This is a genomic window from Rhizobium sp. BK602 (assembly GCF_014195095.1).
Taxonomy (GTDB): domain Bacteria; phylum Pseudomonadota; class Alphaproteobacteria; order Rhizobiales; family Rhizobiaceae; genus Rhizobium.
This window is the reverse complement of record NZ_JACIBC010000003.1, coordinates 391,742-416,430: the sequence shown is the minus strand read 5'-3', so window position 1 is coordinate 416,430 and position 24,689 is coordinate 391,742. Positions and strand designations below refer to the sequence as shown.

Below are 24,689 nucleotides of genomic sequence, written 5' to 3'. Positions count from 1 at the left end.
GGAAAGCCCCTCGCAATGCGAGAGGCCTGGTTGAATAAGCAAGAGGTGTCGCCGGTCGCCGCTAGGTCAGCTTCTTTTCGGCCTGCTCAGCGAGCGCCTTGGTGAACGCCTCATCGCTCCAATTGTCCTGCAGCGCCTCGTGCATCAACTGTGCCTGCGTCTTCGGGGCAAGACCGCCGACGGGCGGGTCGCGGTCGAGATTGGTGGGGAAGGAATAGCCCTCGGCGCAGGCGGCGACGGCGTTCGATACCTCCGCCTCGGAGAGCTTGGCTGCCGATCTCAACGTCTTCAGTGCCGGGAACAGGCGGGCGCTCATGCGTTCGCGATTGACCGTTTCCATGGCGCGGCCGAAAGCGGAGGAAACCTGCAGCAGGTTTGCCACGCGCTTGATATCGGCCGAGCGGTTGGTGCCGGCCGCGTGGAAAAGGGCGGGATTGAAGAAGACGACATCACCCTTTTCGAGCGGAAGCTGAACATGGTTGCGATCGAAATAATCGCGGAATTCCTGGCGCTTCAGGGCGAGATAACCGGGCACGTAGGTCTGGCTGTGCGGCAAAAACAGCGTCGGCCCGCTTTCGAGCGGCATGTCGCAATGGGCAACCGCGCCTTGCAGCGTCAGCACCGGCGAGAGCCTGTGGACATGGGCCGGAAACCGCTCGATGACTTTCGAGGTCTGGAAACCGAGATGATAGTCGCGATGGGCGGATTGGGCCGCGCCGCCGGGATTGACGCGATTGACCTGCGCCGTCATCTGGTAGCTCGGTCCGAGCCAGGCTTCGCTGGCGATGGCGACAATGGCGTTGCCGTAATATCGGGCGAAATTCTCCGGATCGGCAAGGCAATGCTTCTCCAATGAATTCCAGATGCGGTCATTGGCGCCGGGCTTGGCGAAATGGTCGCCGCCGCCGGTGGCGGTGCGGTGCTGCTCCTCGATGATGTCGCCGAAGATGGCGCTGGCACGATCGATCACGGAGAGATCGTCATAGGCGTGCTTGAAGACGACGACGCCCGGCCCTTCGCCGAAAGCCTCGCAGATTTCGGCAAGCACGGCGCGGCGCCCTTGAGGATCGGCAATGGCTGACAGCACCTTGCGGCTATCGTAGATCAGGATGTTCTTCTCGACGCGATCGGTGGTTGGATAGTCTGCCAGCACTGTGGCTTTTTCAGCCAGGGCACGGAAATCGTCGAGGTCGCAGGCGTCCTCGGTCAGCCAGACGCGGTCGGCGCGCAACTTTTGTGGATTGTCGGTTTTCATCAGGTGTTCCTCCATCGCTGATGAAGGCACTATACGCAAGGTGCGACTGTGTTATAGATCACGAATCCATCAAAAAACCATCAAAATGAGCGCCATGTCACATCCGTTTCTCGTCAAGGATATCGCCTTTCAGGCGGGGTTGAGCACCGCCACCGTCGACCGGGTGCTGAACGGTCGGCCGGGCGTGCGCCGGCAGACCGAGTTGCGGGTCAAGGCGGCGATCGCCGAACTGGAAAAGCAGCAGGCAGGCATCGCCGTCGGCGGGCGGACGCTGGCGATCGATATCGTCATGGAGGCGCCGGAGCGGTTTTCCGATGCCGTCCGGGCCGCCTTCGAAGCGGAGGTGGCAACCTGCCTGCCGACGGTTTTTCGCTGCCGCTTTCATTTCGCCGAAGTGATGAGGCCGGCGGAACTCGTGCAATTGCTCGACCGCATCCGGCTGCGGGGCACGCATGGCATCGTTTTGAAAGCACCGGATATTCCCGAGATCGTCGCTGCCGTCGAGCGGGTGGCGAAGGCCGGCATCACGGTGGTCACCTTGGTGACGGATCTGCCGAACTCTCTCCGTGCCGCTTATGCCGGCGCCGACAATCGCGCCGCCGGCGAAACGGCGGCCTACCTGATCGGTACGCATTTGGATGGCGCCGCCGGGAAAGTGCTGGTGACCCTGTCGAGCGGCCGTTTTCGTGGCGAGGAGGAAAGGGAGATCGGCTTTCGCCGCCTCTTGCGAGAACGCTATCGTCAACTGAGCATTGCCGAAATCAGTGAAGGGCACGGCACGGATGCGGCGACGGGAACACTTGCGGCCCGTGCGATCGCAGCGGATGCGACGATCAATGCGGTCTATTCCATCGGCGGCGGCAATCGGGCGGTCTGCGCCGCCTTCGAAGAGGCGGGAAGGCCGATCCGGATTTTTGTCGCGCATGATCTCGATGCCGACAATCGTGCCCTGCTGGGTGCGGGCAAGATCGGGTTCGTGCTGCATCATGATCTGCGAACCGATGCCCGCTCCGCATTTCGCGCCATCATGAGCGGCCAGATGAAGGGTCATATCGCCTCGGCGGTGTCGTCGGCGGTGGAGATTATTACCCCTTACAATATGCCGCCTACGCTCTGACACGTTATGCAGATAGTCTCATTCGAGCCAATGCCTGAACGAAAGAAGCGCGCCAACCGCCGGCTTTCACCCCCTCTTGAGAAGAAGATTATAGACTAGGTCGCGGCGTCTACTGCTTCATGTCATGCCTTCGGGCGGGGTTTTCATTCTTCTTTTGGCCGCGATTGAGTCGCTATGCTGCAGCACTGGATTGTTGTGTTAAGCTGAGCTATAGGGAATTCATGATCGATACGCGGTTTCCGACGGCATTTCAGATTGTATTGACCGTGGCCGTGCGCAACCAGGATGGCTCGCGGTGCACGAGTTTTGATTTGGCCGCTGGTCTCGGAGCCAATCCCAGTTTCGTTCGTAAACTGCTGGCGCCGCTGAGCCAGAGCGGAATATTGATTTCGTCGATCGGCAAGAACGGCGGTATCCGTCTTGGCCGGCGAGCCAGTGAAATCAGTCTTCACGATATCTATAGCACGGTCATTTCCGACAAGAAGCTCTGGGCTGCGCGCGGCGACGTGCGGTGCGAATGTCCCGTCAGCAAGCATATTCCGACATTGTTCGATTGCGTGGAACGCCAGGCCGAAGCCGCCGTCGAGGCGGCGCTGAGCCAGGTGACCATCGCGGATATGCTTCATCAGTTGCAGGAGTTGCAGCAACAAGAGCTGCAAGCGGGCAATCCCGAGAGTTGCCCACAGGGCGCAGCGGCCGAAAAGCTCGAAACGCTACAGAACTGAAATTTCCCTTCGTCAAGGCAAGGAAAGGTCCGGCAGGGAAAACCGGACCAATCCCCGTTTGCTGATCGGAGGTCAATCGGATCAGAAACTAATCCGCTGGATTAGAAGTTACGCTCGAAGCGGAGGATACCAGCCCACTGATCTTCGTTGACCGAATCCCAGTTGGTGTAGGAAACTTCCGGCTGGATCAGCAGGTTCTTGACCGGGTTGAACTTGACGTTCGTGGTCGCTGCGAAGATCTTCGAGTCGGTGTAGGCGAGCTGCAGGTTCCACTTCAGCTTTTCGTTGATCGGAACGGCTACGCCGCCCCAGACGGCCCAATCACCCCAGCCGCACTTCGACTCGTCGTCAACCGGGCAAGCAGAACGATCGAGGTTCGTGCCGGCATACTTGTTGAGCTTGTCGCCGTCCGTGTTCCAGCCGCCCATCAAGAAGGCCGAGAACGTGCCGAAGTCGGCGTCGACGCGAGCCTTGATGGCGCCTTCTTCAACGATCGAGTCGTAGCCGCCGACGACCTTGAAGCCGAAGTTACCAACCTTGTAGCCAACACCAGCGACAGCGTCCGGCGCGTAGTGGTTAGCTTCGTCTTCCGTGGTCCACCAGCCGGAGCCGTAGGAATTGCCGTTGCCGGAAGAATTGGAGTCTTCGACCGAGATCACGGCCGTGAAGCCATTGCCAGCGTCGTAGTTGTAGGTGATCTGGTTCAGTTCATACGGGCCGTCATAGACAACGTCGTCGTTGATGACGTCGCCAGCGTAACCGGCGAAGGCGTTGAACTGAGAGTCTGCCTTACCAACCAGGAAGCCGCCAAGGCTGATGTTGGCGAACAGGAGCTTCGTGGATGTGGCATTACCTTCCTGCCAGTCCCAACGAATGACCGTTTCGGTCTTCAGCGGGCCGTACTCGGTATCGGTCGCGGTGTTGAGATTCAGTTCGGCGCGGGTGTGCCACAGCGTGCCGGTCTTGTTGGTCGGGCTGTAGGCATCGTACCACTGACCTTCGGTACGGACCTTGCCACCGATCTTGAGGCAGGTTTCGGTGCCTGGAATGAAGAAGTAGCCAGCGCCGTATGCGTCGCAGATGCGGACGTATTCGAGCGGCTCCGGCTCAGCGGCAACAACAGCGTCAGCCGCGTGCGCACCGGAAACTGCTGCAAGCGCAGCAGCGGAGCCGAGAAGAAGGCTCTTGATGTTCATAATAACTCCAATCTTGTCTCGATTGGGCACAGGTAATCGCGCCGAAAAATCGACGTCCCCATCCCGGTCCCGTTTCGTAAAACCCTTTCGGGTAGCGGTCCCTAACCGCAGCCCTAAATATACAGCTTTTTGATTCTGCAACAATGATTGATACAATAAAATGACGGCTCGTTGAGCACAGCAGTCAAGAATGTTGCGAGAATGTCACTATCGCGCCGACGCTCATTGCGCGTGTTGGGATGGCGTCTGGCATGACATCGCTCCTTGCCGCCGGCATGCGGCTTAGCGCTTCCAGCTTGCCAGCAGCGCCCGGATGACGGCCGCTCCATGCTGCGCTAAATCGAACGTGACGTCCTCGCGGCACCAACCCATGAGCAGCCCCTCGATGAGACCGTACATGACCGAGGTGGCGGATTGCACCGTCCAGGGGTGGGGAAGGCCATGCCGTTGCTCCGCCAATTCGAGCACCTTACCGATCGCGCCCAGCAACGCTTCCCTGAAGGGATCGTGTTCCTTGGTGCAGATCGTCGTCAAATCGAGATAGAACATCACCCGCATCATGCCCCGATGCCGCGGGTCAGCGCTCCACTTTGCAAATTCGCCGCATATAAGATCCCCCAGCGCGTCGAGCGGTTGGCCGGCATCCTCCTTGGCCAGATGCTCGGCCAATTCGATGAATACCTGCTTTGATTCATCGCGCAGCGCGAAAAGAAGTCCTTGCTTGCTTTTGAAGTGCCAGTGCACCGCGCCACGCGTCACGCCGGCGGCTGCGGCAATATCTTCCAACTTTGCGTTCTCGTAGCCCCTTGCAAGAAACTCTTCCTCTGCCGATCTAAGGATTTGTCGGCGCGTTTCCGCTGCTTGTTCTTTCGTGCGTCTCATGGGGGCCCTTGAACCAGTGTCATCTTTCCATAGCAGCTGCGAAGCGGCCGCGCATGCTTATATTTTCTCGGTTCCAGTCCGATAGCGTCGGGTTGAACATTTACATACGTCTAGCATGTATATATATTGACGGCCATATCTCGCGGAGTTTTCCATGCGCCATGACGTACGCTTCATCATTGCCGGCATGACTGCCTGCTGGCCGCTGCCGGACGAGTTCGGGCAGCATTCGTTTCAGGGGGGGCGCCGCAATGGATGAACCGCATCGCATATTCGATGACGAGGGTCTGAGGCTGGACCCCGCGGCGGTATCGGCAGCGAAGATCATGCTGGCGACGATCGCCAGCACGTTCGACGACAAGATGTTTACCTTCGCCGAATTGAACGTCCTTTATCACCTGTCCAATGCCGGGGCTGTTTCAGAGGAGCAGCTTTCGCGGTCGACCGGTATCGCGCCGACGGTGCTGGAGGAGGCCATCTGGTCCCTGTTGGATAGCGGCTTCGTGGTGTCGGACGATGACCGGGTGGAGCTTTCGCCTGCTGGGTACAGGGTACTGAAGAACCTGCACTCGGCGCTGGCGAATGCTCTTTCCGTGGTGCTGCCGGAGTTGCAGAAGCGGCAGGGCACATCGCTGACTCCCATCGCCGCGCCTGCCGTTCGGACCGTCATGACACCCAACGGCAATGCGCGGCGATTGCAGGGAGATTATCGGTAGGTCCGGCATTGCCGTCACCGATCTTCCATGCGTCAATCGGTAAGCGCGAAGCGGCGGCGAAGGCGCATGGTTCGCCCGGTGCCGACCTTGACCGAGAGCTGCCGGAACGCATTGAGGTAGTTGTCCTTGGTCCGCAGGATATGCGCCGCCAATATCACCAGAAGAGAGGCCCGTTCTCCGTTCGCAAGGAGCATGATCATATCGGCATGGTCACGGTAGGATCTCTCCGGCTCCCCCTCTGCACGGATGGCCAGATGGGTGCGCAAGGACGCGACCCGGCCGAGGATGCGACTATAGGCGTTCTGGAGATATCTGTTGCCGCAATTTTGGAAGAAAGCCAGATGAAAGGCCGTGTCGGCCCGACCATAGAGCTGCATGTCACCGGTGGTGATTGCTTGATCCATCGCTGCCAGCTGCCGCTTTAATTCGACGACCGTACTTCCTGTCGCTTCGACTGGTGTTAGCGTAACGGCTTGTTGTTCCAGGCAAATCCGAAAGTCGCACAGTTCGGCGATGTCGTCCATCGTCGGTGTGAAGACATAGGTCCCGGACTTCGGGACGATCATCACCAGGCCCTCCATCTGCAGGATGTTCAGGGCTTCGCGCACAGGCGTGCGGCTGACGTCGAAGGCGGCCGCCAATGTATCTTCGGACAGGCTTTCGCCGAATTCAAACTCGGCGTCGACGATCGCGGTGCGAATCCGGTCCGCAATCGTGACAGCAAGACCTTTCAAGGGTTTGGCTGTGGGCTTCGGCATGGCAATCAATCCGCTTGAATCTCGCAACTTCCGGCAACGTCTGGTTGGCGATAGTGGAAGTTTGATCTATTCCTGATTGGCTTTCAAGCTCATATGGAGAAAGAAGCGCGCGATCGCCCATATTGCGGAAATGAGGAAAAAAATGGGACGGCAACCGCTGGGCCGTTAGAATGACAGGTCGAGCACCCGCCCCTCAAAAAGCCGGTCCCTGGAGCCCTCAAGATGAGCCTGCATCAGGTCGCGTGCTTCCTCGGCCTTGCCTTCGGCAATGGCCTTGTAAATTGCATCATGCTCCTGAAACACCTGTTCCAGACCTTGCCTTGGACCGAGCAGTGACAGGCCATGCAGATGCATGCCCACGGCGATATGCGCCTTCAGGGCGTCCATGGATGCGGTGTAGTAATGATTGTTCGCTGCTTCCGTCACGGCGCGATGGAAATTGAAATCGGCATCGGTTCGATGAAGCTGATGGCTGGTCGCCTCGCGAAGATCGGCAAGGGCGGCGGCTATTTTCCGGACAGCCGCCTCATCGCGCCTCTTGGCGGCGAAATAGGCGGCGGCGGGCTCGATGGTCAGGCGGAACTCATAGCAGCGCTGGATGTCGGCGATGGTCTTGACCGGAGAGTAGGCAAGCTGCGCGGTGGGCGAGCCATGGGCGCTGACGAAAGTGCCGGCGCCTTGGCGCGCATAGACCATGCCCTGGTCACGCAATCGCGCCAGCGCATCGCGGATGACCGGGCGAGAGACGCCGAGCAGGGAGGCAAGCTCATGCTCGCCCGGCAGGCGCGAATCCGGCGGATAGTTTCCCGACCGGATGCGCTCCAGGAGCTGGTCGAAAACACGATCGACCAGCTTCACGGCCTTGCCACGCTCGGGCTTGGCCGCCGAAGCCGCCTGTGCATTTGCCGATGCCCCATTTGCGTCGTCCAAATTCATTCTCCCCGCCGGCATCGTCTCATGCCGTCTGATTCTGCGGAATCAGTCTTAGCAAACTATCGGAATTCCCAAAGCCTCCCGATTTCACAGCACAGCGAAGGCGGCCGCCATCGGCCGTCGTCACGTCGAACCATGGAATACCCGCTTCTATTTCGCCCTTCGGCCTCAACACGCGAATGCCGAGCTCGCGGAAAACGGCGATGGCCGTATCTCCGCCGCCGACCATCAGCATATCGGGATGCGTATCCTCTATCACCGATTTCACGCCTCTCGCAAAGCGCTCGGCAACCGCTGTCGCTTCATCGACGATCGCGCCGCTGCAGCGCAGCAGGAGCGGCAGAGCGTGGTCCCCATTGTACACCATTGCGCCCATCGGTGCGTCGATCGTTCCGCGCAGGCATCCGGAAGCCTCGAGCTTTGCCATCTGAGCCGCTGTGATCGGATCGCGCGAACCGAAGGCCAGAAGCGTCCTGGCGGATGGCATGAACTCGCTGCGGCCGGTATTCGGACGGCCAATGCGTCGCGCAAATGCGCTGCCGATGCCGCGCGCGCCGACAGCGAGCACCGTTTTCCAGTCATGTGCCGCCACCAGCCGATCCAGATCGTCGTCGCTTTCGGCGTCGGCGATAAGGAGATCTTGCTCGCGCCCATGGAAAAGACCGGCGATCGCCAAGGGACGCTCGACGCCGCGGCCGACGACTTCGCCGTTGCGGGTGAAGCGCTCTTGATCGGGAATGGCCGGCGCGAGCACGATTTTGCGATGGCCGAAATGGGCGGCAAGAGCGGTGCTTTCCGCCGCCACATGCCCTTTGAGCCGGGAATCGATCTTCTTCAGGACGATATCGGGCGCCGCCGCAAGGAGGGCGAGGGCGGCAAGGCCGATCCGCGCTGTCGCCTCATTCTCTGGCAATGCCCGTGAAGCGGTATTGATCACGACCACTTCCGCGCCGCTCGCGAGCGCCTCTTCCATGGCGTCGATATCGACAGCGACGATGACCGAAAGGCCGGCATCGACGAAGGGTGTGCCGGTGTCGAGCGCGCCAGTCAGATCGTCGGCAATGATCGCAATTCTTGGTTTCATACATGCGCCCCTTTACCGACGGCATGGCATGCGACGAGATGACCGGGAGCCGCTTCCTTCCATTCTGGAACGAGTTTGCCGCAGACATCCATTGCAATCGGGCAGCGCGTGTGGAAGCGGCAGCCACTCGGCGGGTTCAGCGGACTGGGTACATCGCCCTGCAGGATCTGTCGGTTGCGGCTGCGCTCCAGCTCCGGATCGGTGTCGGGAACCGCCGACAGCAGCGCTTTCGTATAGGGGTGCAGCGGATTGCCAAAGAGCGCGTCGCGCGACGCAAGCTCCGCCAGCCGCCCCAGATACATGACGCCGACGCGGGTGCTGATGTGACGCACCACTGCCAGATCATGGGCGATGAAAAGATAGGTCAGGCCGTATTTTTCCTGCAGATCGAGCAGCAAATTGATGATCTGCGCCTGGATCGAGACGTCGAGCGCCGAAATCGCCTCGTCGCAGACGATGAATTTCGGCTGGCAGGCGAGCGCGCGGGCGATGACGACGCGCTGGCGCTGGCCGCCGGAAAGCTCGTGCGGATAGCGCTGCGCGAAGCGCGGCGGCAGGCCGACGTCGCCGAGCAGCGTTGTGATCCTGTCCTTCAGCTCGGCCCTGTTGCAAAGCTTGTGGAAGAGGATCGGCTCGCCGATCGCCTCGCCGATGGTCATGCGCGGATTGAGCGTCGAATAGGGGTCCTGGAAGACGATTTGCAGGTCGCGGCGGAAGGGGCGCATCTGCTTTTCGGTCAGGGTCGCCAGATCCCGCCCTTTGTAGAGGACCTTGCCGCTGGTCGCCTTGTAGAGGTTCAGGATGGTGAAACCGGTGGTCGACTTGCCGCAGCCGGATTCGCCGACAAGGCTCAGCGTCTCGCCCTCCATGATGTTGAGGTCGATATTGTCGAGGGCATGGACGGTGGCGGCGCGCTCGCCGAAAGCGCCGAGCCTGACATGGAAATGCTTCACCAGGTTCTCGATCTTGAGCAAGGGCTGAGCAGGCATTATGCAGCCTCCTGCATCTTTTGCACGACGAAGCAGGCGATGCGGTGGCTTCCAGCTCCGCTCAGCGGCTCCAGCTTCGGCACCTGTTCATGGCAGATGGCCTCCGCAACGGGACAGCGCGGCGCAAATGGGCAGCCCTTGGGACGGCGGCCGGGTTCGGGCGGCGTTCCGCCGATCGAGCTCAACCGGGTTGCCGGCGCATGCGACAGTTTCGGGATCGAGGCGAGCAGGCCGCGCGTATAGGGGTGGCTCGGACGGGCATAGAGCTCGTCGACGGGCGCATCCTCGACGACGGTGCCGGCGTAGAGCACGGCGACACGATCGACGAGACCGGCGATCAGCGCCAGATCGTGGGTGATCCAGACGACGGACATGCCGAGCCGCGCGCGCAGATCCTTCACCAGATCGACGATCTGCGCCTGGATCGTGACATCGAGTGCCGTCGTCGGCTCGTCGGCGATCAGCAGCTTCGGATTGCAGGCAAGACCGATCGCGATCATCACACGCTGGCGCATGCCGCCGGACAGCTCATGCGGATAGGATTGCAGACGCTCCTCCGGGCCGGGGATACCGACGAGGCGAAGCAGCTCGATGGCGCGGACACGGGCCTCGGCCTTGCCGATTCCGCGATGATAGACCAGCGGTTCGCAGATCTGATCGCCGATCCGCATCACCGGGTTGAGCGAGGTCATCGGGTCCTGAAAGACGAAACCGATATCGCCGCCGCGCACCTTGCGCAGCTCACGGTTCGACATGGTTTGCAGATCGCGGCCATCGAAATGCGCGCTTCCCTTCGTCACCCTGATCTTGTTCGGCAGGAGCCGCATCAGGCTCAGCATCGTCAGGCTCTTGCCGCAGCCGGACTCGCCGACGACGCCAAGCGTTTCGCCCTTGTCGACATGGAGATCGATGCCGTCGACGACGACGGCGGGGCCGTTGCGACCGGCGATTTCGACGGTCAGGCCGCGGACATCGAGCAGGCGTTCATTGGTTCCGTTCGCGCCGGTCATTTGCTGCCTCGCGGATTAAGGGCGTCGTTGAGGCCGTCGCCGAGGAAGCTGAAGGCGATCGAAGCAAGGCCTAGGACGGCCGCCGGCGCGGCAAGCAGATGGGGATAATGCTGCCAGACGCGCAGGCCGTCGGAAATCATGTTGCCCCAGCTCGGCGTCGGCGGATTGACGCCGATGCCGAGGAAGCTGAAGGCGCTTTCCAGCACCATGGCGGTTCCGAGCCCGGCGCTGACGGAGACGATCAGCGGCCCGAGCGCATTGGGAACGACATAGCGCTTCATGATGATCCAGTTGGAAAGGCCGAGCGCCTGGGCCGCCGTGACATAGGGCCGGCCGCGGATCGACAGGACCTGGGCGCGGACAAGCCGCGCATAGGGTGGCCAGGAAATCAGCGCCATCGAGCCGAAGACCAGCATGAAGTCGACCCATATGGTTTCGCGATAGAAGGGATTGAGCGTCGCCATGTAGCGCGCCTCCATCCATTTGGAGATCGGCGACTTCAGCGAGGCGTTGATGACGACGACCAGCAGCAGGTTCGGGACCGACATGGTCATATCCGTCAGCCACATGATGGCGCGGTCGAAGGGATTGCCGAAGAAGCCGGCGATAGTGCCGAGCACGAGGCCGATCAGCAAGGCGATGAAGGTGACGACGACTGCCACCAGGAAGGCGGTGCGCGTGCCGAAGACGACGCGGCTGAAAACGTCGCGGCCGAGGTCATCGGTGCCGAAGAGATTGTGCAGGGAAGGGGACGCATTTCGCGCCTGCAGATTCTGGCTCAGATAGTCATAGGGCGTCAGATACGGACCGAAGATCGCGGCGAAGGCGAGGAGCGCCACCACGAACAGGCCGAAGAGGGCGAGCTTGTTGCGCTTCAGGCGAAACCAGGCGTCGCGCCACAGGCTGACCGGCTGCTCTTCCTCGCTGACGATCGGGGAAAGGGGGACGGCGGACATGGGTCAGCGGCTCCTTCTTGCGTCGTTGGCGCGCGGATCAAGCAGCGGGTAAAGCACGTCGACCAGAAGGTTCGAGAGCATGACCAGGAACGAGCCGATGAGCGTGATCGCCAGAATGACGGGATAATCCGAGTTGATCAGCGCTTGCACCGTCAGCCGGCCGAGACCAGGCAGGCCGAAGACGAGCTCGACGAAGATCGCGCCGTTGACGATGATGATCATGATGAGCCCAAGCTGCGTGACGATGGGCGTCAGGACCGGCCGCAGTATATGGCGCAGCGCGACGATGATCTCCGGAACGCCCTTGGCACGGGCGGTGCGGACGAAATCCTCCGAAAGAATTTCGATCACGGCGGCGCGCGTCTGGCGCACGATGAGCGCGATCGGCTGAAAGGAGAGCACGATCAGCGGCAGCAGAATGCGCAGGTCGAAAACGCCGCCCCAGCCGTAGGGCACCTTGACGCCCGGCAGAAGGACGATCAGCCCGACCATCAGCAACGGGCCGGCCACATAGGCGGGAATCGCCCAAAGAAACAGCGCCGAACCGAGGATCGCATAGTCTGCGCGTGAGTTCTGGTTCATGGCGGCGATCATCCCGAGCGGGATGGCGATGATCGTCGTCAGGATGATGGAACAGAGCGCAAGCTGGAAGGAGACGGGGGCCGCGGCCGAGACCATCGCCCAGACCGAGCGGCCGGAGGTCAGGGAATTGCCGAACTGGCCGTGCAGCAGGTTCCAGATGTAGAGGCCGAACTGGACGATGAAAGGCTTGTTCAGCCCGGCACTCTCGCGAATGGCCTCGATGCGCTGCGGATTGTAGGCGACATCGCCGGGCGCGCGCAGAAAGATCAGCTTGATCGGATCTCCGGCCCCGTAGAAGGCCAGCGCATAGACGGCCAGCATCACGATGAGGACGGACGGAATCCAGATGACGAACCGGGCCAGCACGTAGCGTAACAAGGTCATCTCCCAGTTGTTGGTCGGCGCGGGGTTGCGTCAGGTCGGCCTAGCCGATGGAAACCTCCCAGGGCGCCACGACCTGCCAATCCAGATTCTTGTCCATGCCTTTGACCTCCTTGGTGGCCCAGCGCGACATGGCCTGAGAGTACCACGGAATGAAGGCCCAATCGTCGCGGAAGATCTTCTGGGCATCCTGCGCGAGCTTGATGCGCTGCGGATCGTCAGCCGCCTTGGTCGCGGCTTCGGTCAGCGCCGCATCGACCTTGTCGTTCTTGTATCCGCCAAGCTTGTTCTGCGCATTCGACGAGGTCGAGGCGATGCAGCCGGCGAGATAGGAGACGGCGTCCGGCACGCGGGTGCCGACGTCGTCGCGGAAGATCTGCACCGAATTCTGGTCCGGGCCGGCATAGGAGTCCTGCTGCGGCTTCATGTCGACGGCGGTGATGCCGAGATTCTGACGCCACTGCTCGGCGATGAACTGCGCCGCCGCCTGGATGGCCGGCGCGGAAATGCCGACGAAGAGGATCTTCGGCAGGCGCTCTGGGCCGCCATAGCTGGATTCGGCCAATAGCTTCCTGGCTCCTTCCGGATCGTAAGGGTAGGGCTCGAAACCGGAATTTTCGGCGCCAGGCACGGAGTTCAGGATCTGGTCGGTCTTCTTGTGCGGCCCGTCCGGATAGGAAGCCTTGAAGAGGCCCTCGCGGTCGACCGCCATGATCAGCGCCTGGCGAACCTTGGGGTCGTTCATCGGCGCGCGCGAAATGTTGAACCAGAAATGCTGACTGGTCGGGATGAGCGGGCCGGCGGAGAATTCCGGCCCGAGATCCTGGATGATCGTCGAGGTGATCAGTTCGGTATGCGCATTGAATTCGCCCGACTTGATGAGGGACGTCGCGGTGACATTGTCCTCGATCGAGGAGATTTCGATGCGCGCCAGTTTCGGCTTCGGACCGAAGAAATTCTCGTTCGGCTCGAACACCAGCTTGCCGGCATCGATGTCGATGCTGGTCAGTTTGAAGGGGCCGGAGAAGACGGGCTTGTTCTCAGGCTTGTACCAGTCGATGATTTCTTCGCCATCGCTGCCGCGTGATTGCGAAGCCTTGGTGATCGGCGCGATATGGTTGGCCAGACGCATGAAGAAGATCGGATCGACATCCGTCAACGTGACGATGACGGTGCCCTCGTCGGGCGTGGCAACCCCCGCCAATTCGGTGCTGGCTCCGCCGCTGATCTCCTTGTAACCCTGAACCTTGCTGAGCACCTGATCGGCGCGCTGGCTCTTGGTGTTCGGCATGGAGGCGACTTCCCAGGAGCCCTTGATGTCGGCGGAGGTGATCTTGCTGCCGTCGGAGAAGATCGCCTTCGGGTCGATCTTGAAGGTCCAGACCTTGTTGTCGGTGGTTTCCCAACTGGTGAAGACGTAGGGCTTGATCTTGCCTTCGCTGTCGAAATACATCGGCGAGGCCCACCAGAACGAGTTCCAGCGGAAGGTTCTGCCGCCGCCGCGCAGCGGCGACCAGTCCTGATCGAAAGCGGGATTGGCAACCTTCAGTACCTGGCCTTCGTCGGCGAGCACGATGCGCGCGTTCATCCCGAACAGCGTCAGCCCGACGCCGGCCGCGAGACCAAGCTTGAGTGCATCGCGACGCGACATCTGCGTCTTGTGCGCAGCATTCCGGTCAGCCATCCGTTCCTCCCGTGACTAGATCCGCAGTGCCCCACCTTCGCTCTCTCCCGAAGGGCTCCAGGGCGGCGGCAAACAGTCACTCGATAATGTAAATATGTCAATAAAAATTAATTCTAAAACGACAACTTCGGTGACGGCAAATAATTTATCGATATTTTTCATTATGTTGTTGGCCAGCAATGATGCTCATCAAAATTGTCATATTGACAACATAGTCAATGGCGTGAAGAAAAAGCGGTAGGGCGGACCGAGTTCGTACCGTCGTGCGGCCTCTATCCGAGGAGGAAGGATATGACCGATCACAAGATTGCGGGCGTTTTCAGCGCGGCGGCGACGCCGCTGAATGCCGATGGCAGTCCGGATATGAACCTGTTCGTCGATCATTGCCGGCGCCTCCTTGATGGAGGCTGTCATGGCGTCGCGCTCCTCGGCACGACGGGCGAGGCGAATTCCTTTTCCTCCAGCGAGCGTCGGGCAATTCTCGAAGCCGCTGTGGAGGCGGGGATTGCGGCTGACAGGCTGCTTCCCGGCACCGGCGTGTCGGCCATTTCGGAAACGGTGGAACTGACCAGGCACGCGCTCTCGCTCGGTGTCACCAAGGTGGTGATGCTGCCGCCTTTCTACTACAAGGGCGTCTCCGACGACGGCCTGTTCGCGGCCTATGCCGAAGTGCTTGAAAGGGTGGCGGACCATCGGCTGCGGGTCGTCCTCTATCATATCCCCCAGGTTTCCGGCGTCCCGCTTTCCATATCGTTGATCGGCCGATTGATCGAAGCTTTTCCTGACACCGTCGTCGGCATCAAGGAATCATCCGGCGATTTCAACAACATGCAGGCGCTTGTCGAGGCCTATCCCGGCTTTTCCGTGCTTGCTGGCGCCGATCCGCTGCTGCTGCCTCTGCTGAAGATCGGCGGCGCCGGCTGCATTACCGCCACGTCCAATCTGGTGGCGGATTCGCTGCGCACCGTCTACGACAAGGTTCATGACGCGACACACAGCGGCGAGGTGGAGCAGGCGCAATTGCGCATCAATGCCTATCGCACCCTATCCAATTCCTATGTGCAGATACCGACGATCAAGGCGATGATCGGGTTGAAGACGGGCAATGCGGCATGGAGGCGAACACGCCCGCCGCTGATGCCGGTCGGCGATGCGGATCATGCCGCTCTTTCCGACGCCTACGCCAAGTTGCCATAGGAGAGGGATCATGACGTTCACGGGCCTGCGGCCGGACGCCGTGCCGGCGCTGATGACGGGCGAGATCCTCGCCAATCCCGCAGAAACGGGACGCGCGGATGCCTATCTCCCGTCTCCCTGCATTCAAAACCATGCCGCCAATCTCGCCTTTCTTCCCGATGGAACGCTGACCTGCGTCTGGTTCGGTGGCACGATGGAGGGCATGGGCGATATTTCCATTTACATGTCACGGCTCGCGCGTGGCGCAACAGGCTGGTCGCAACCAGAAAAAATGTCCGACGATCCGACGAAATCGGAGCAGAATCCCCTGATTTTCAAGGCTCCTGACGGAGATATCTGGCTTCTTTATACGTCGCAGAGATCGGGAGATCAGGACGGCGCGGTTGTCAAATGCCGAATCTCGATTGATGGCGGCAGAACGTTTGGCGACGTCCGCGTACTCTGCGATCTTCCCGGCACATTCGTGCGTCAGCCGATCGTCGTCAACAATGACGGTGCATGGCTGCTTCCGGTCTTCCGTTGCATCGGGCTGCCCGGCGAGCGCTGGACGGGCGATGCCGATACGGCCGGGGTGCTGGTGTCCAGCGATCACGGTAGAAGCTGGAGAATGACGGCGGTGCCGGACAGTCTCGGCGCCGTCCACATGAACATTGTGCCGTTGGACGGCGATAATCTTGTCGCCTTCTACCGCAACCGCTTCGCGCAGTCCGTGCTTTCCAGCCGTTCGACGGATGGTGGCCTGAACTGGAGTGCGCCGCAGCCGCTGGATTTGCCGAACAATAACTCCTCCATCCAGGCTATCCGGCAAAAAAATAGCGTGATCGCAATGGTTTATAATCATTCGAACGCGCTGATGTCCGATGCCAGGCGGCAGTCGCTCTATGATGAAATCGACGGTGACGATGAGGTGGGCGATACGCAAGTGCAGGCCTCGACATCGCGGCCAAAGGCTGTCTGGGGCGTGCCGCGCGCACCGCTCAGCCTTGCCTTTTCAAACGATGGCGGCGTGAGCTTTCCGCGCCGCATCGATCTCGATACCGGCGATGGATATTGCCTCAGCAACAATTCGAAGGATTCGCTCAATCGCGAATTCTCCTATCCGTCGATCGTACAGGGGCCGGATGGGGCGCTGCATATCGCCTACACCTATTATCGCCGCGCCATCAAATATGTGCGGCTCTCGCCGGAGGCGATCTTGTAACCACCTTTTGCTTTGGCAAGCAGATTGGGTCGCGACTTGCCAAGCGGAAGTGCGTTGTATAACAAATTTACATCTAAGCGGCGATTGAGGATATCGCGGCATTCGAGGCAAGGAGAGGTGCGGTGGTCAATCTGGATTCGCCTATTTCAATCGTCCGGCCGCATGCGATCGAGTTCGGGGTGGGTACGGCGGAGCGGCTCGGCAGATGGGCGGATGAAAGAGGCTATCGTCGCGTTCTCGTCATTTCCGATGCCTTCAATGCCAGGCGTGTCGATGCGCTTGCTTTGAAAGGCGAGCTGACGGTCTTTGGAGAGGTCAGGCCCGAACCGGATACGGACGATCTCGACCGGGTGCTTGCCGTCGCAAACGCAGCGGATGCCGAGCTTGTGGTGGGGTTTGGTGGCGGAAGCGCCATGGATCTTGCCAAGCTCGCTGCGGTTCTTGCCGGCTCCCCGCAGACTTTGCAGGAGGTTGTCGGTCCGAACAAGGTTCGGGGTCCGCGCCGCGTTGCGCTGGCGCAGGTGCCGACGACATCGGGCACCGGCAGCGAAGCCGGCATTCGCGCGCTGGTCACCGATCCCGGCACAAGGGCCAAGCTCGCGGTCGAGAGCCTGCACATGCTTGCCGATATCGCGGTCATCGACCCGGCTTTGACCTTCACCGTCCCGGCAGGCACGACAGCCGCGACCGGTGTCGACGCCATGGCCCATTGCGTCGAGGCCTTCACCAACCGCAAGGCGCATCCGATGATCGATCTTTATGCGATCGAGGGCATCCGGCTTGTCGGCCGATATCTGGCGCGGGCGGTCGCGGATGGTTTCGATGCGGAGGCGCGCGCTGGCCTGTCGCTGGCGTCGCTTTATGGCGGCTTCTGTCTGGGCCCGGTCAATACCGCCGGCGGCCATGCGCTTGCCTATCCGCTCGGTACACGCTGGCATGTCGCGCATGGAGCGGCCAACGCCCTCATCTTCCCGCATGTCCTGGCCTTCAACACCCCGTCCGTTCCGGAAAAGACCGTGATTATCATGGATGCCCTCGGTCATGGGCGGGCGCGGGATATTCGATCGGTCTTCGATACCGCCCATGCTTTCTGCGCCGGCCTTGGCATCGAGATGACGCTTTCCGGCCTCGGTGTCGAGAGAAGCGATCTCGACGCCATGACGGAGGACGCTTTTGCCATCCGGCGCCTCCTCGACAATAATCCCCGTGATCTCACGCGCGCCGATATTCGCGCGATCTATGAAGCTGCCTTCTAGAGCGGTTCAGCGTTTCACGGTATCGCTGAACCGCTCTAGCCTATCGTTTTAACGCAATTCCGAACGGAAAACCGCTACGCACTTTTCCTGGAATTGCTCTAGACCTGCGCGCCTGAAAGGAATGTGACCGATGGACAGGAATGCGAAAGTCGCGGTGACGCTGGGCGATCCCGCCGGCGTCGGGCCGGAAGTGATCGTCAAGGCACTGGCGGCGATGCCGGAGGCCGAGCGCCGCGATTTCGTGATCGTGGGCAATGCCGAAGCGCTTGAGCGCGCCAATCGTATCGCCGCCACCGGTCTGACATTCGCGCCCGCGGAGAATGCCGGTGGTGGACGTATCGCCGTCGACGAAGTGGAGCTGGGCGCGGCTTTGCCCGAGATCGGCAAGGTCAGCCCGGTCGCGGGGGACGCCTCGGTGCGCTATATCAGCCGCGCGGTGGAGCTCGCCATGTCCGGCGCCGCCGACGTCATCGTCACGGCGCCGATCAACAAGGAAGCGATGAACCTTGCCGGCCATCACTTTGACGGTCACACCGGACTGCTGGCGCATCTGACGGGGTCCAGGAGTTCCTTCATGCTGTTGGCCTCCGAGCGGCTGAATACCATTCATGTGTCGACGCACGTCTCTCTCAAGGGGGCGATCGAGCGCGCCAGAACGGAGCGGGTGCTGGCGACCATAGAGGCCGGGCACAATCATTTGCTGCGTCTGGGCAAAAAGGCGCGCATCGCCGTCGCCGGCCTCAATCCGCATTGCGGCGAGAACGGGTTGTTCGGTACGGAGGACATGGAGTTCCTGGCGCCGGCCGTCGAGCTGGCGCAGGCAAAGGGGATCGACGTGGTCGGTCCGATTTCGGCCGATACCGTGTTCGCCCGCGCCTATAATGGCGCCTTCGACCTCGTTATCGCGCAATATCACGATCAGGGGCACATCCCGATCAAGCTCGTCGCCTTCGAAACCGCCGTCAACGTGTCGCTGGGGCTGCCGATCGATCGCGTCTCCGTCGATCATGGCACGGCGTTCGATATTGCCGGAACCGGCAAGGCCAATCATGTGAACATGCTGTCCGCCATCGCCTATGCGCGGCTGATGGCTCGCTCGCCGCGCCGAAAGGCCGCCTGAGGAGCGGCGTCAGGACGCCTTAAGGCTTGGAATATGCACGCCGACCAGCATGTTGAGGACGCGGCGGGCATCCACGCTGACGGCGACCTGCTGGTCCGGCGCCATATCCCATTCTCCCGGTGGATGGAGTGTATTCCAGTCCCGCTGAATGGTCTGCCCGATCGCCACGCCTTCGGTCGCGACGCGGACGGGGCCGGAACGCACTTCGAACAGGGTGGGGTCTATGACATAGGCGACGGCGGTGGAGTCGTGCACATAGTAGCCGTCGATCCCGAACTGGGCGTGAAAGGCGCGGTAGCCGGTGGATGTCTCGACGATAAAGCGCCCGGCCTCGCCACCATGCGTGGCCAGGCGCGCAAGCTCCCTTGGCCCCATGACGACTTGCCGTGTGACGTCGAGGCCGATTGCCGTCACCAGCCAGCCCGCACCGAATATCTCGTCCGCGGCCAGCGGATCGCCAAGGATGTTGGCCTCGGCAACGGGGGTTGCATTGCCGTTCAGGCCGGACAGCGCGAAGGCGCCGCCCATGATCACCACTTCCTTCACGAGGGAGACGATCTCCGGCGCTTCCCTGAGGGCAAGTGCCAGGTTGGTCATCCGTCCGACGGCCAAGAGAGTGATCTCGCCGGGATTGGCCAGCACCGTGTCGATGATGAAGCGATGTGCCGGGCGCGGATCGAGATCCGGCAATCCCTCCCAATCGACCGGTATGTCTCCGAGGCCGTTCTGGCCGTGGATATGGACCGGAGGGTCGCCGGCGTCGCCGTTGAGAGACGCGGCAGCGCCGCGCGCAACCGGCGCCTGAATGCCAAAGCGCTTTTTGAGATAAAGCGCATTGCGCGTCACCGTGTCGATGTCGCCATTGCCGAAGACCGTGGTGATGCCGAGCAGGCTCACACTCGGGTTGGCATTGAGAAACAACAGGGCGGCGGCATCGTCGACACCGGGATCGGTATCGAAAATGACCTTTCGCCCCCCGCTTCCCGTAGGTTCCTCGCGCGGCTGCATGCGCCTCAGGCCTTCTTCAACAACGCCGGAAAGAAGTGCTTCTTGCCGGCCTTGGCCTTCCTGGCATCCCAGCCGGCCAGGATGACGACGGCGCGGCTGGCGACGGCGCAGCATCTCTTGATGGAGTCCGCCGAATCCTCGCGCTTGCGTGTGATGCGATTGGCGCCGACCGAACAGATCATGCCGCCACGAAAGCCGAAGAGCTGCGCCAGCGTGAAGATGGTCGCCGCCTCCATCTCGAAATTGGCGACCTTGGCCCTCTGCAGATCCTCGATGACATGATCCATCTTCGATTGCCGGAAACCGCCCGGCATCGGATTGACCTCGCCGGCATAGAAGCTGTCGACGCTGGCGGCGAGCCCGACATGGTAACGCTCACCCATGTCCTCGGCGGCCTGGATCAGCGCCATCAGCACCTCATGATCGGCGACCGCCGGATAGGATTTGTCGACATAGGCATCGACCGTGCCCGTCAAGCGAAGCGCGCCCGTGGAAATGACGAGGTCGCCGGGTTCGATCTCCGGCTGAAGCGCCGCGCAGGAGCCGACGCGGATGAAGGTATCGGCGCCGCAATTCGACAGTTCCACGACGGCGATATCCGTCGAAGGGCCGCCGACGCCATGCGAGCAGGCGGTGATATCGACCCCATCGAGCGTGCCGCGCGCCGTACGGAATTCGCGGAAATAAGCCACTTCGTCATAGGTGTCCCAGGAGCTGCCCACCAGCGGCACACGGCCGGGGTCGCCGGGCGTCAGGACATAGCGGGAAACCTCGCCCGGCTTGATCTTCAGGTGCATCTGCAGGCCGCCGGGGTGGATGGGAGTGTGCTGTATCGTCATGGGTCGTTTCCTTGCATGCGCCGTTATTTCGAAGGAATGAAAGCGGTCGAATAGACCTTCGAGACATCGACATCGGTCTTCAGGTCGCCGAATTCGCGAAGCGTCTTCTCGGTCTCGCCGATCACCGTGCCGTCGAAGGCGCAGGCGCCCTTGGCGCGGGAGAAATCGGTGTAGACGTAGCTTTCCTGCAGTTCGAGCTGCTTGGCCTGCTGTACCGGATCGAGCTGGTTGTTGAGGCCGGTGATGGCCTTCACCGTCTCGTCCTTATGGGCATAGGCATAATCGTAGCCCTTCTGCGTCGCGGCGACGAAGCGCTTGACGAGATCGGGATTGGCTTCGACGGTCTTGCGGGCTGCGAAAATCACCTCGGCATAGGTGCCGACGCCGAAATCCGACGGCAGCAGCGAGGATGTCTTATGACCCTGCAGGTCCAGCGCCACGGCTTCGTTGATGACGAAACCGGTCTTGGCGTCGACGGAACCGTTGACGAGGAGCTGATCGCTCGGCGACACCACAAGCTTGATCTTGTCGAGTGGCACGCCGGCCTTGGCGAGCATCGCCTTTGTCAGCGTCCAGGGGCCGCCTTCATTATAGGCGAGGGTCTTGCCGATCAGATCGGCGGGTTTCTGGATGCCGCTTTTCGCCAGCGACACGACGCCGGCCGGATGGCGCTGGAAGCAGGCGCCGACCATGACGAGATCCATGCCGTTCGCGTCGCCGAGCAGGATCTGGCTGACATCGTTCGTTCCGAAGGTGTTGGCGCCGGACGCGACGAGCGCGGTGGAATTGAGGTTTGGACCGCCCGGCATGATATCGACATCGAGGCCGGCATCCGCATAGAAGCCTTTATCCTTGGCCATGACATAGCCGGCCGATTGCACATTGAGGAGCCATGGCAGCCGCAGGGAAATCTTGTCGGCGGCGAAGGCAGGTGCAGCAAGAGCAAGGGCGGCCGACAGGGCCAGAGCAGCCGAAAAGGATTTTATCGTTAGTCTCATTCCAATCTCTCCAAAAAATATTGAAAATATTTCAGGCATCCATGCTGGCTTCAGGCCAGAAAAGACTGATTTTTTCGATGACGATCACGAGATAGAACATCAGGATGGTGGCGAGCGACGAGGCGGCGATCGCTGCAAAAAGCATGGCTGCATCCTGCTGATAGCCCGCCGTAACGATGACGGTGCCGATCCCGAAATTGGCGCCGGTGAATTCCGCCACGATCGCGCCGATGACGGCTGTGCTGGAGCTCACTTTTGCCGCCGCGAAAATATAGGGCAGGGCGGCATAGAAGCGCGCATGGCGGAAGGTCTGCGCCTTGGTCGCGCCGATGACCGACAGGAATTCCAGGCTTTGCCGGTCGACGGTGCGCAACCCCTTCACCGCATTGACCAATGTCGGGAAAAAGCAGGCGATGGCGGCGATGGCGACCTTGGGCGGCAGGCCGAAGCCGAGCCAGATCGTCAATAGCGGAGCGATGGCGAGGATGGGAATCGCCTTCAGCGTGATCGCCCATGGAAAGAGCGCGCGTTCGGCCGCCCGCGAATACAGGAAAAGAACCGCCAGCAGGATAGCGAAGGTGGTGCCGATGATGAAGCCCAGCACGGCGGCGGCCATGGTCCAGGCGAGATTCTGCAGCAGCATGTCTCGCGCTTCCCAGATTTTCGCGCCGATGGTGCTCGGGGCCGGCAGCAAATAGGCCGGCACGGAAAAGGTTCTTACGCCGATCTCCCAGGCGAGGCCGATGGCGACAAAGAGGCCGATGGCCGGGGCGAGGTCGATGAGGCGGGAGACGAACCGGGCAACTGCGATCTGCCCGGACGATGCGGTGGCGTCATTGCTCATGGATCAATGCCTCCAGTTCCTGCAGCTGGTGGATATAGTCGGGGGTGGCGCGCAATGTCGGGTCGCTGATGCGCGGACGCAGGACCGGAACGATGGATTTCACCCGGCCCGGCCGCGGCGCCATGACCACGATGCGGTCCGATAGATAGAGCGCCTCGCTCAGCGAATGGGTGACGAAGACCACCGTCAGGCCGCGGGCGTTCCAGATGCGGATCAGCTCGTCATGCATCTCGCGCCGGGTGAAATCGTCGAGCGCGCCGAACGGCTCGTCCATCAGCAGGATATCCGGCTCGTAGGACAAGGCGCGCGCGATCGCGACGCGTTGGCGCATGCCGCCGGAAAGCTGGGCCGGATAATGGTCGGCAAAGCCGTCCAGCCGGACGAGATGAAGGAGATCGAGAACCTTTTCGCGCCGCTGCGCCGCAGAGCCGAGGCCCATGATCTCAAGTGGAAGCTCGACATTCTGGTAGACGGTCTTCCAGGCAAAGAGGCTGGCCTCCTGGAACACGAAACCGAACCGCTTGCGGCGCTGATACGCGGCGGAGGGAAGGCCATGAATGTGGACCTCACCCTTGGTGGGCGGGATGAGATTGCTGATGATGCGCAGCAATGTCGACTTGCCGCAGCCGCTGCGCCCGATGATCGAGATGAAGCAATTTTCCGGGATGGTCAGATTGACGTCGACCAGCGCGTCGACGGCTGCCTTCTTGCCGGCGAAGGACATGGACACGTTCCTGATATCGATCGCCGGAGGCACCGGGTCCGCCCGGAACATGGGCAATTCAAAAGGGGACGCAAAACTCCCCGCCGGCCTGGTCAACATGTCTTTCCCCTACGCTTCGACGGGCGTTGGCCCGTCTTTTCCACTCCTTGGTATTGCCAAGTTCACCATTTCAGCATTCCCCTTGCTGAAACCGATGATAGACTTGTCAAAAGGGCTTGTACTAGAAGATTTATTGGCGCTTGATGCGCGAATAATTCGCGCACTTGGGAGAGATGCTTGGCCCTTCTGAAGACGTCGCTCATTCATTTCGATGCCGCCATACGACATGGCTCGATCAGAAAGGCGGCGGAGAGCCTGAACGTCGCTTCGTCTGCCATGAATCGTCAGCTTCTTCAGCTCGAACAGGAAATAGGTGCTCAGCTTTTCGAGCGTCTGCCGCGTGGTATTCAACCGACGGCGGCAGGCGGCGTGCTCCTGTCCTATATTCGCCGCTGGAACCGGGAAGCGGCGCTGGTGAAGCAGGAGATCGGCGGGCTGAGCGGCGGCGTGCGCGGCACGATCCGCATAGCGGCGGCCGAAACCTTCACCGAGGATCTGCTGCCCACCGCGATGACGCGGCTGCAGGTGGCCTTTCCGCATGTGAACTACACGCTGATTTCCGGCGACAACCAGCGCATCACCAACGAGTTGCTGGCGAAGGAGGCCGACCTCGTGCTGGCCTATGACGTCAGCGAGCATGTGCGGGCCGAGCGAGTTCTTTCCATCACCGATCCCGTCGGCATCATCACCGCGCCGGACCATCCGCTTTCCCGCAAGGAGATGGCGACCCGGGCCGATATCGCCGAATGGGCGCTGATCGCGCCGGGTGACGACTGGTTGCGTCATAGCGGGTTGAAGCATGTGTTCGAGGGAGAGCAGGGGCCCGGCCGCATCGTTGCGCGGGCGGAACGGCCCGGCATCCTCAAGGCGCTCGTTCGCGCAGGATTGGGCATCGCTTTTCTTTCCCTGCTCGGGGTGGAGAAGGAGGTATCGGAGGGCAAGCTTGCCTGGATACCGCTGGCCGACGACATCATGGAGCCGGCCCGCATTTCGCTTCTCGTGCCGCGCGGCCGTGTCCAGCCCGTCTACATGATGGAATTCATCGAGATCGTGAAACGCGAACTCAGCGAATACCAGACCGTCAATCGCGGCAGCGCGGTGGCCTGATCCTATGAGGGGTGGACGGCGGCACGTC

General features: G+C 61.3%; 25 protein-coding genes. 9 read left to right on the top strand and 16 right to left on the bottom strand.

Annotated features, from left to right (window positions below; translation table 11 throughout):
* Window positions 1-61 precede the first annotated feature (61 nt).
* Window positions 62-1,255 (bottom strand): phytanoyl-CoA dioxygenase family protein, encoded by a 1,194-nt coding sequence (locus FHX11_RS12305; protein WP_184357908.1) that lies wholly within the window; start codon window positions 1,253-1,255, stop codon window positions 62-64.
* A gap of 94 nt (window positions 1,256-1,349) precedes the next feature.
* Here FHX11_RS12305 and FHX11_RS12300 point away from each other — a divergent pair, with 94 nt between their 5' ends.
* Window positions 1,350-2,372 carry a LacI family DNA-binding transcriptional regulator gene (locus tag FHX11_RS12300; protein ID WP_184358203.1) on the top strand — a complete coding sequence of 341 codons (1,023 nt, stop codon included), beginning with the start codon at window positions 1,350-1,352 and terminating at the stop codon, window positions 2,370-2,372.
* A gap of 221 nt (window positions 2,373-2,593) precedes the next feature.
* Window positions 2,594-3,097, top strand: coding sequence for an Rrf2 family transcriptional regulator (locus FHX11_RS12295; RefSeq protein WP_184357907.1), 504 nt, complete (start codon window positions 2,594-2,596; stop codon window positions 3,095-3,097).
* 101 nt (window positions 3,098-3,198) lie between these two features.
* On the opposite strand, the gene FHX11_RS12290 is transcribed toward FHX11_RS12295, so the two are convergent.
* Together FHX11_RS12290 and FHX11_RS12285 are read right to left on the bottom strand one after the other, a co-directional pair.
* A complete protein-coding gene (locus tag FHX11_RS12290; RefSeq protein WP_184357906.1) occupies window positions 3,199-4,293 on the bottom strand; it encodes a porin in 1,095 nt (364 codons plus the stop codon).
* Window positions 4,294-4,575: 282 nt separating this feature from the next.
* The gene (locus tag FHX11_RS12285) at window positions 4,576-5,175 is read right to left on the bottom strand and encodes a TetR family transcriptional regulator (protein ID WP_184357905.1); all 600 of its coding nucleotides are present in this window, start codon (window positions 5,173-5,175) and stop codon (window positions 4,576-4,578) included.
* 251 nt (window positions 5,176-5,426) lie between these two features.
* On the opposite strand from FHX11_RS12285, the gene FHX11_RS12280 reads away from it, so the two are divergent.
* A complete protein-coding gene (locus FHX11_RS12280) occupies window positions 5,427-5,891 on the top strand; it encodes a hypothetical protein (RefSeq protein WP_184357904.1) in 465 nt (154 codons plus the stop codon).
* A gap of 32 nt (window positions 5,892-5,923) precedes the next feature.
* On the opposite strand, the gene FHX11_RS12275 is transcribed toward FHX11_RS12280, so the two are convergent.
* The 8 genes from FHX11_RS12275 to FHX11_RS12240 all read right to left on the bottom strand — a co-directional run bounded on the left by FHX11_RS12275 (window position 5,924) and on the right by FHX11_RS12240 (window position 14,268).
* Window positions 5,924-6,649, bottom strand: a complete 726-nt coding sequence (locus tag FHX11_RS12275; RefSeq protein WP_184357903.1) for a GntR family transcriptional regulator — start codon at window positions 6,647-6,649, stop codon at window positions 5,924-5,926.
* Window positions 6,650-6,814: 165 nt separating this feature from the next.
* Entirely contained in the window at window positions 6,815-7,579 is a 765-nt protein-coding gene (locus FHX11_RS12270; RefSeq protein ID WP_184357902.1) for a FadR/GntR family transcriptional regulator, read from the bottom strand.
* Between the two features lie 25 nt (window positions 7,580-7,604).
* Window positions 7,605-8,666, bottom strand: a complete 1,062-nt coding sequence (locus FHX11_RS12265) for a four-carbon acid sugar kinase family protein (protein ID WP_184357901.1) — start codon at window positions 8,664-8,666, stop codon at window positions 7,605-7,607.
* The gene (locus tag FHX11_RS12260; protein ID WP_184357900.1) at window positions 8,663-9,655 is read right to left on the bottom strand and encodes an oligopeptide/dipeptide ABC transporter ATP-binding protein; all 993 of its coding nucleotides are present in this window, start codon (window positions 9,653-9,655) and stop codon (window positions 8,663-8,665) included. The genes FHX11_RS12265 and FHX11_RS12260 overlap by 4 nt, the downstream gene beginning before the upstream one ends.
* Window positions 9,655-10,665 carry an ABC transporter ATP-binding protein gene (locus tag FHX11_RS12255; RefSeq protein WP_184357899.1) on the bottom strand — a complete coding sequence of 337 codons (1,011 nt, stop codon included), beginning with the start codon at window positions 10,663-10,665 and terminating at the stop codon, window positions 9,655-9,657. The genes FHX11_RS12260 and FHX11_RS12255 overlap by 1 nt, the downstream gene beginning before the upstream one ends.
* Window positions 10,662-11,621, bottom strand: a complete 960-nt coding sequence (locus FHX11_RS12250) for an ABC transporter permease (RefSeq protein WP_184357898.1) — start codon at window positions 11,619-11,621, stop codon at window positions 10,662-10,664. The genes FHX11_RS12255 and FHX11_RS12250 overlap by 4 nt, the downstream gene beginning before the upstream one ends.
* 3 nt (window positions 11,622-11,624) lie before the next feature.
* Window positions 11,625-12,581 carry an ABC transporter permease gene (locus tag FHX11_RS12245; RefSeq protein WP_184357897.1) on the bottom strand — a complete coding sequence of 319 codons (957 nt, stop codon included), beginning with the start codon at window positions 12,579-12,581 and terminating at the stop codon, window positions 11,625-11,627.
* Window positions 12,582-12,627: 46 nt separating this feature from the next.
* Entirely contained in the window at window positions 12,628-14,268 is a 1,641-nt protein-coding gene (locus FHX11_RS12240) for an ABC transporter substrate-binding protein (RefSeq protein WP_184357896.1), read from the bottom strand.
* 291 nt (window positions 14,269-14,559) lie between these two features.
* On the opposite strand from FHX11_RS12240, the gene FHX11_RS12235 reads away from it, so the two are divergent.
* From FHX11_RS12235 to pdxA, 4 genes are all read left to right on the top strand, one after another.
* The gene (locus FHX11_RS12235) at window positions 14,560-15,465 is read left to right on the top strand and encodes a dihydrodipicolinate synthase family protein (RefSeq protein WP_184357895.1); all 906 of its coding nucleotides are present in this window, start codon (window positions 14,560-14,562) and stop codon (window positions 15,463-15,465) included.
* Between the two features lie 10 nt (window positions 15,466-15,475).
* Window positions 15,476-16,666, top strand: coding sequence for an exo-alpha-sialidase (locus FHX11_RS12230; protein WP_184357894.1), 1,191 nt, complete (start codon window positions 15,476-15,478; stop codon window positions 16,664-16,666).
* A 122-nt stretch (window positions 16,667-16,788) separates the two neighbouring features.
* Window positions 16,789-17,922 (top strand): iron-containing alcohol dehydrogenase, encoded by a 1,134-nt coding sequence (locus tag FHX11_RS12225; RefSeq protein WP_184357893.1) that lies wholly within the window; start codon window positions 16,789-16,791, stop codon window positions 17,920-17,922.
* 130 nt (window positions 17,923-18,052) lie between these two features.
* Window positions 18,053-19,042: a 4-hydroxythreonine-4-phosphate dehydrogenase PdxA gene (pdxA, locus tag FHX11_RS12220; RefSeq protein ID WP_184357892.1), complete on the top strand. Its 990-nt coding sequence runs from the start codon at window positions 18,053-18,055 to the stop codon at window positions 19,040-19,042.
* Between the two features lie 9 nt (window positions 19,043-19,051).
* Here pdxA and FHX11_RS12215 read toward each other — a convergent pair whose 3' ends face one another.
* From FHX11_RS12215 to FHX11_RS12195, 5 genes are read right to left on the bottom strand one after another with little or no spacing between them, the layout of a single operon-like run.
* Window positions 19,052-20,050: a nucleoside hydrolase gene (locus tag FHX11_RS12215; protein ID WP_184357891.1), complete on the bottom strand. Its 999-nt coding sequence runs from the start codon at window positions 20,048-20,050 to the stop codon at window positions 19,052-19,054.
* A 5-nt stretch (window positions 20,051-20,055) separates the two neighbouring features.
* Window positions 20,056-20,889, bottom strand: coding sequence for a nucleoside phosphorylase (locus FHX11_RS12210; RefSeq protein ID WP_184357890.1), 834 nt, complete (start codon window positions 20,887-20,889; stop codon window positions 20,056-20,058).
* Window positions 20,890-20,912: 23 nt separating this feature from the next.
* Window positions 20,913-21,887, bottom strand: a complete 975-nt coding sequence (locus FHX11_RS12205; protein WP_184357889.1) for an ABC transporter substrate-binding protein — start codon at window positions 21,885-21,887, stop codon at window positions 20,913-20,915.
* 31 nt (window positions 21,888-21,918) lie between these two features.
* Window positions 21,919-22,731 (bottom strand): ABC transporter permease, encoded by an 813-nt coding sequence (locus FHX11_RS12200; protein ID WP_184357888.1) that lies wholly within the window; start codon window positions 22,729-22,731, stop codon window positions 21,919-21,921.
* Complete coding sequence (locus tag FHX11_RS12195) at window positions 22,721-23,455, bottom strand: ABC transporter ATP-binding protein (RefSeq protein WP_246780967.1); 735 nt, start codon at window positions 23,453-23,455, stop codon at window positions 22,721-22,723. Before FHX11_RS12195 ends, FHX11_RS12200 begins: the two co-directional genes overlap by 11 nt.
* Here FHX11_RS12195 and FHX11_RS12190 point away from each other — a divergent pair.
* Window positions 23,454-23,744 carry a hypothetical protein gene (locus FHX11_RS12190; RefSeq protein ID WP_184358218.1) on the top strand — a complete coding sequence of 97 codons (291 nt, stop codon included), beginning with the start codon at window positions 23,454-23,456 and terminating at the stop codon, window positions 23,742-23,744. The two genes, FHX11_RS12195 and FHX11_RS12190, sit on opposite strands and share 2 nt — an antisense overlap.
* Entirely contained in the window at window positions 23,732-24,661 is a 930-nt protein-coding gene (locus FHX11_RS12185; protein WP_184357886.1) for a LysR family transcriptional regulator, read from the top strand. Before FHX11_RS12190 ends, FHX11_RS12185 begins: the two co-directional genes overlap by 13 nt.
* Window positions 24,662-24,689: the final 28 nt, after the last annotated feature.

Coding starts and splice junctions, on each gene's coding strand:
- FHX11_RS12305 (WP_184357908.1), bottom strand. CDS start 1,255: ATGAAAACCGACAATCCACAAAAGTTGCGCGCCGACCGCGTCTGGCTG.
- FHX11_RS12300 (WP_184358203.1), top strand. CDS start 1,350: ATGTCACATCCGTTTCTCGTCAAGGATATCGCCTTTCAGGCGGGGTTG.
- FHX11_RS12295 (WP_184357907.1), top strand. CDS start 2,594: ATGATCGATACGCGGTTTCCGACGGCATTTCAGATTGTATTGACCGTG.
- FHX11_RS12290 (WP_184357906.1), bottom strand. CDS start 4,293: ATGAACATCAAGAGCCTTCTTCTCGGCTCCGCTGCTGCGCTTGCAGCA.
- FHX11_RS12285 (WP_184357905.1), bottom strand. CDS start 5,175: ATGAGACGCACGAAAGAACAAGCAGCGGAAACGCGCCGACAAATCCTT.
- FHX11_RS12280 (WP_184357904.1), top strand. CDS start 5,427: ATGGATGAACCGCATCGCATATTCGATGACGAGGGTCTGAGGCTGGAC.
- FHX11_RS12275 (WP_184357903.1), bottom strand. CDS start 6,649: ATGCCGAAGCCCACAGCCAAACCCTTGAAAGGTCTTGCTGTCACGATT.
- FHX11_RS12265 (WP_184357901.1), bottom strand. CDS start 8,666: ATGAAACCAAGAATTGCGATCATTGCCGACGATCTGACTGGCGCGCTC.
- FHX11_RS12260 (WP_184357900.1), bottom strand. CDS start 9,655: ATGCCTGCTCAGCCCTTGCTCAAGATCGAGAACCTGGTGAAGCATTTC.
- FHX11_RS12255 (WP_184357899.1), bottom strand. CDS start 10,665: ATGACCGGCGCGAACGGAACCAATGAACGCCTGCTCGATGTCCGCGGC.
- FHX11_RS12250 (WP_184357898.1), bottom strand. CDS start 11,621: ATGTCCGCCGTCCCCCTTTCCCCGATCGTCAGCGAGGAAGAGCAGCCG.
- FHX11_RS12240 (WP_184357896.1), bottom strand. CDS start 14,268: ATGGCTGACCGGAATGCTGCGCACAAGACGCAGATGTCGCGTCGCGAT.
- FHX11_RS12235 (WP_184357895.1), top strand. CDS start 14,560: ATGACCGATCACAAGATTGCGGGCGTTTTCAGCGCGGCGGCGACGCCG.
- FHX11_RS12230 (WP_184357894.1), top strand. CDS start 15,476: ATGACGTTCACGGGCCTGCGGCCGGACGCCGTGCCGGCGCTGATGACG.
- pdxA (WP_184357892.1), top strand. CDS start 18,053: ATGGACAGGAATGCGAAAGTCGCGGTGACGCTGGGCGATCCCGCCGGC.
- FHX11_RS12215 (WP_184357891.1), bottom strand. CDS start 20,050: ATGCAGCCGCGCGAGGAACCTACGGGAAGCGGGGGGCGAAAGGTCATT.
- FHX11_RS12210 (WP_184357890.1), bottom strand. CDS start 20,889: ATGACGATACAGCACACTCCCATCCACCCCGGCGGCCTGCAGATGCAC.
- FHX11_RS12205 (WP_184357889.1), bottom strand. CDS start 21,887: ATGAGACTAACGATAAAATCCTTTTCGGCTGCTCTGGCCCTGTCGGCC.
- FHX11_RS12200 (WP_184357888.1), bottom strand. CDS start 22,731: ATGAGCAATGACGCCACCGCATCGTCCGGGCAGATCGCAGTTGCCCGG.
- FHX11_RS12190 (WP_184358218.1), top strand. CDS start 23,454: ATGGACACGTTCCTGATATCGATCGCCGGAGGCACCGGGTCCGCCCGG.
- FHX11_RS12195 (WP_246780967.1), bottom strand. CDS start 23,455: ATGTCCTTCGCCGGCAAGAAGGCAGCCGTCGACGCGCTGGTCGACGTC.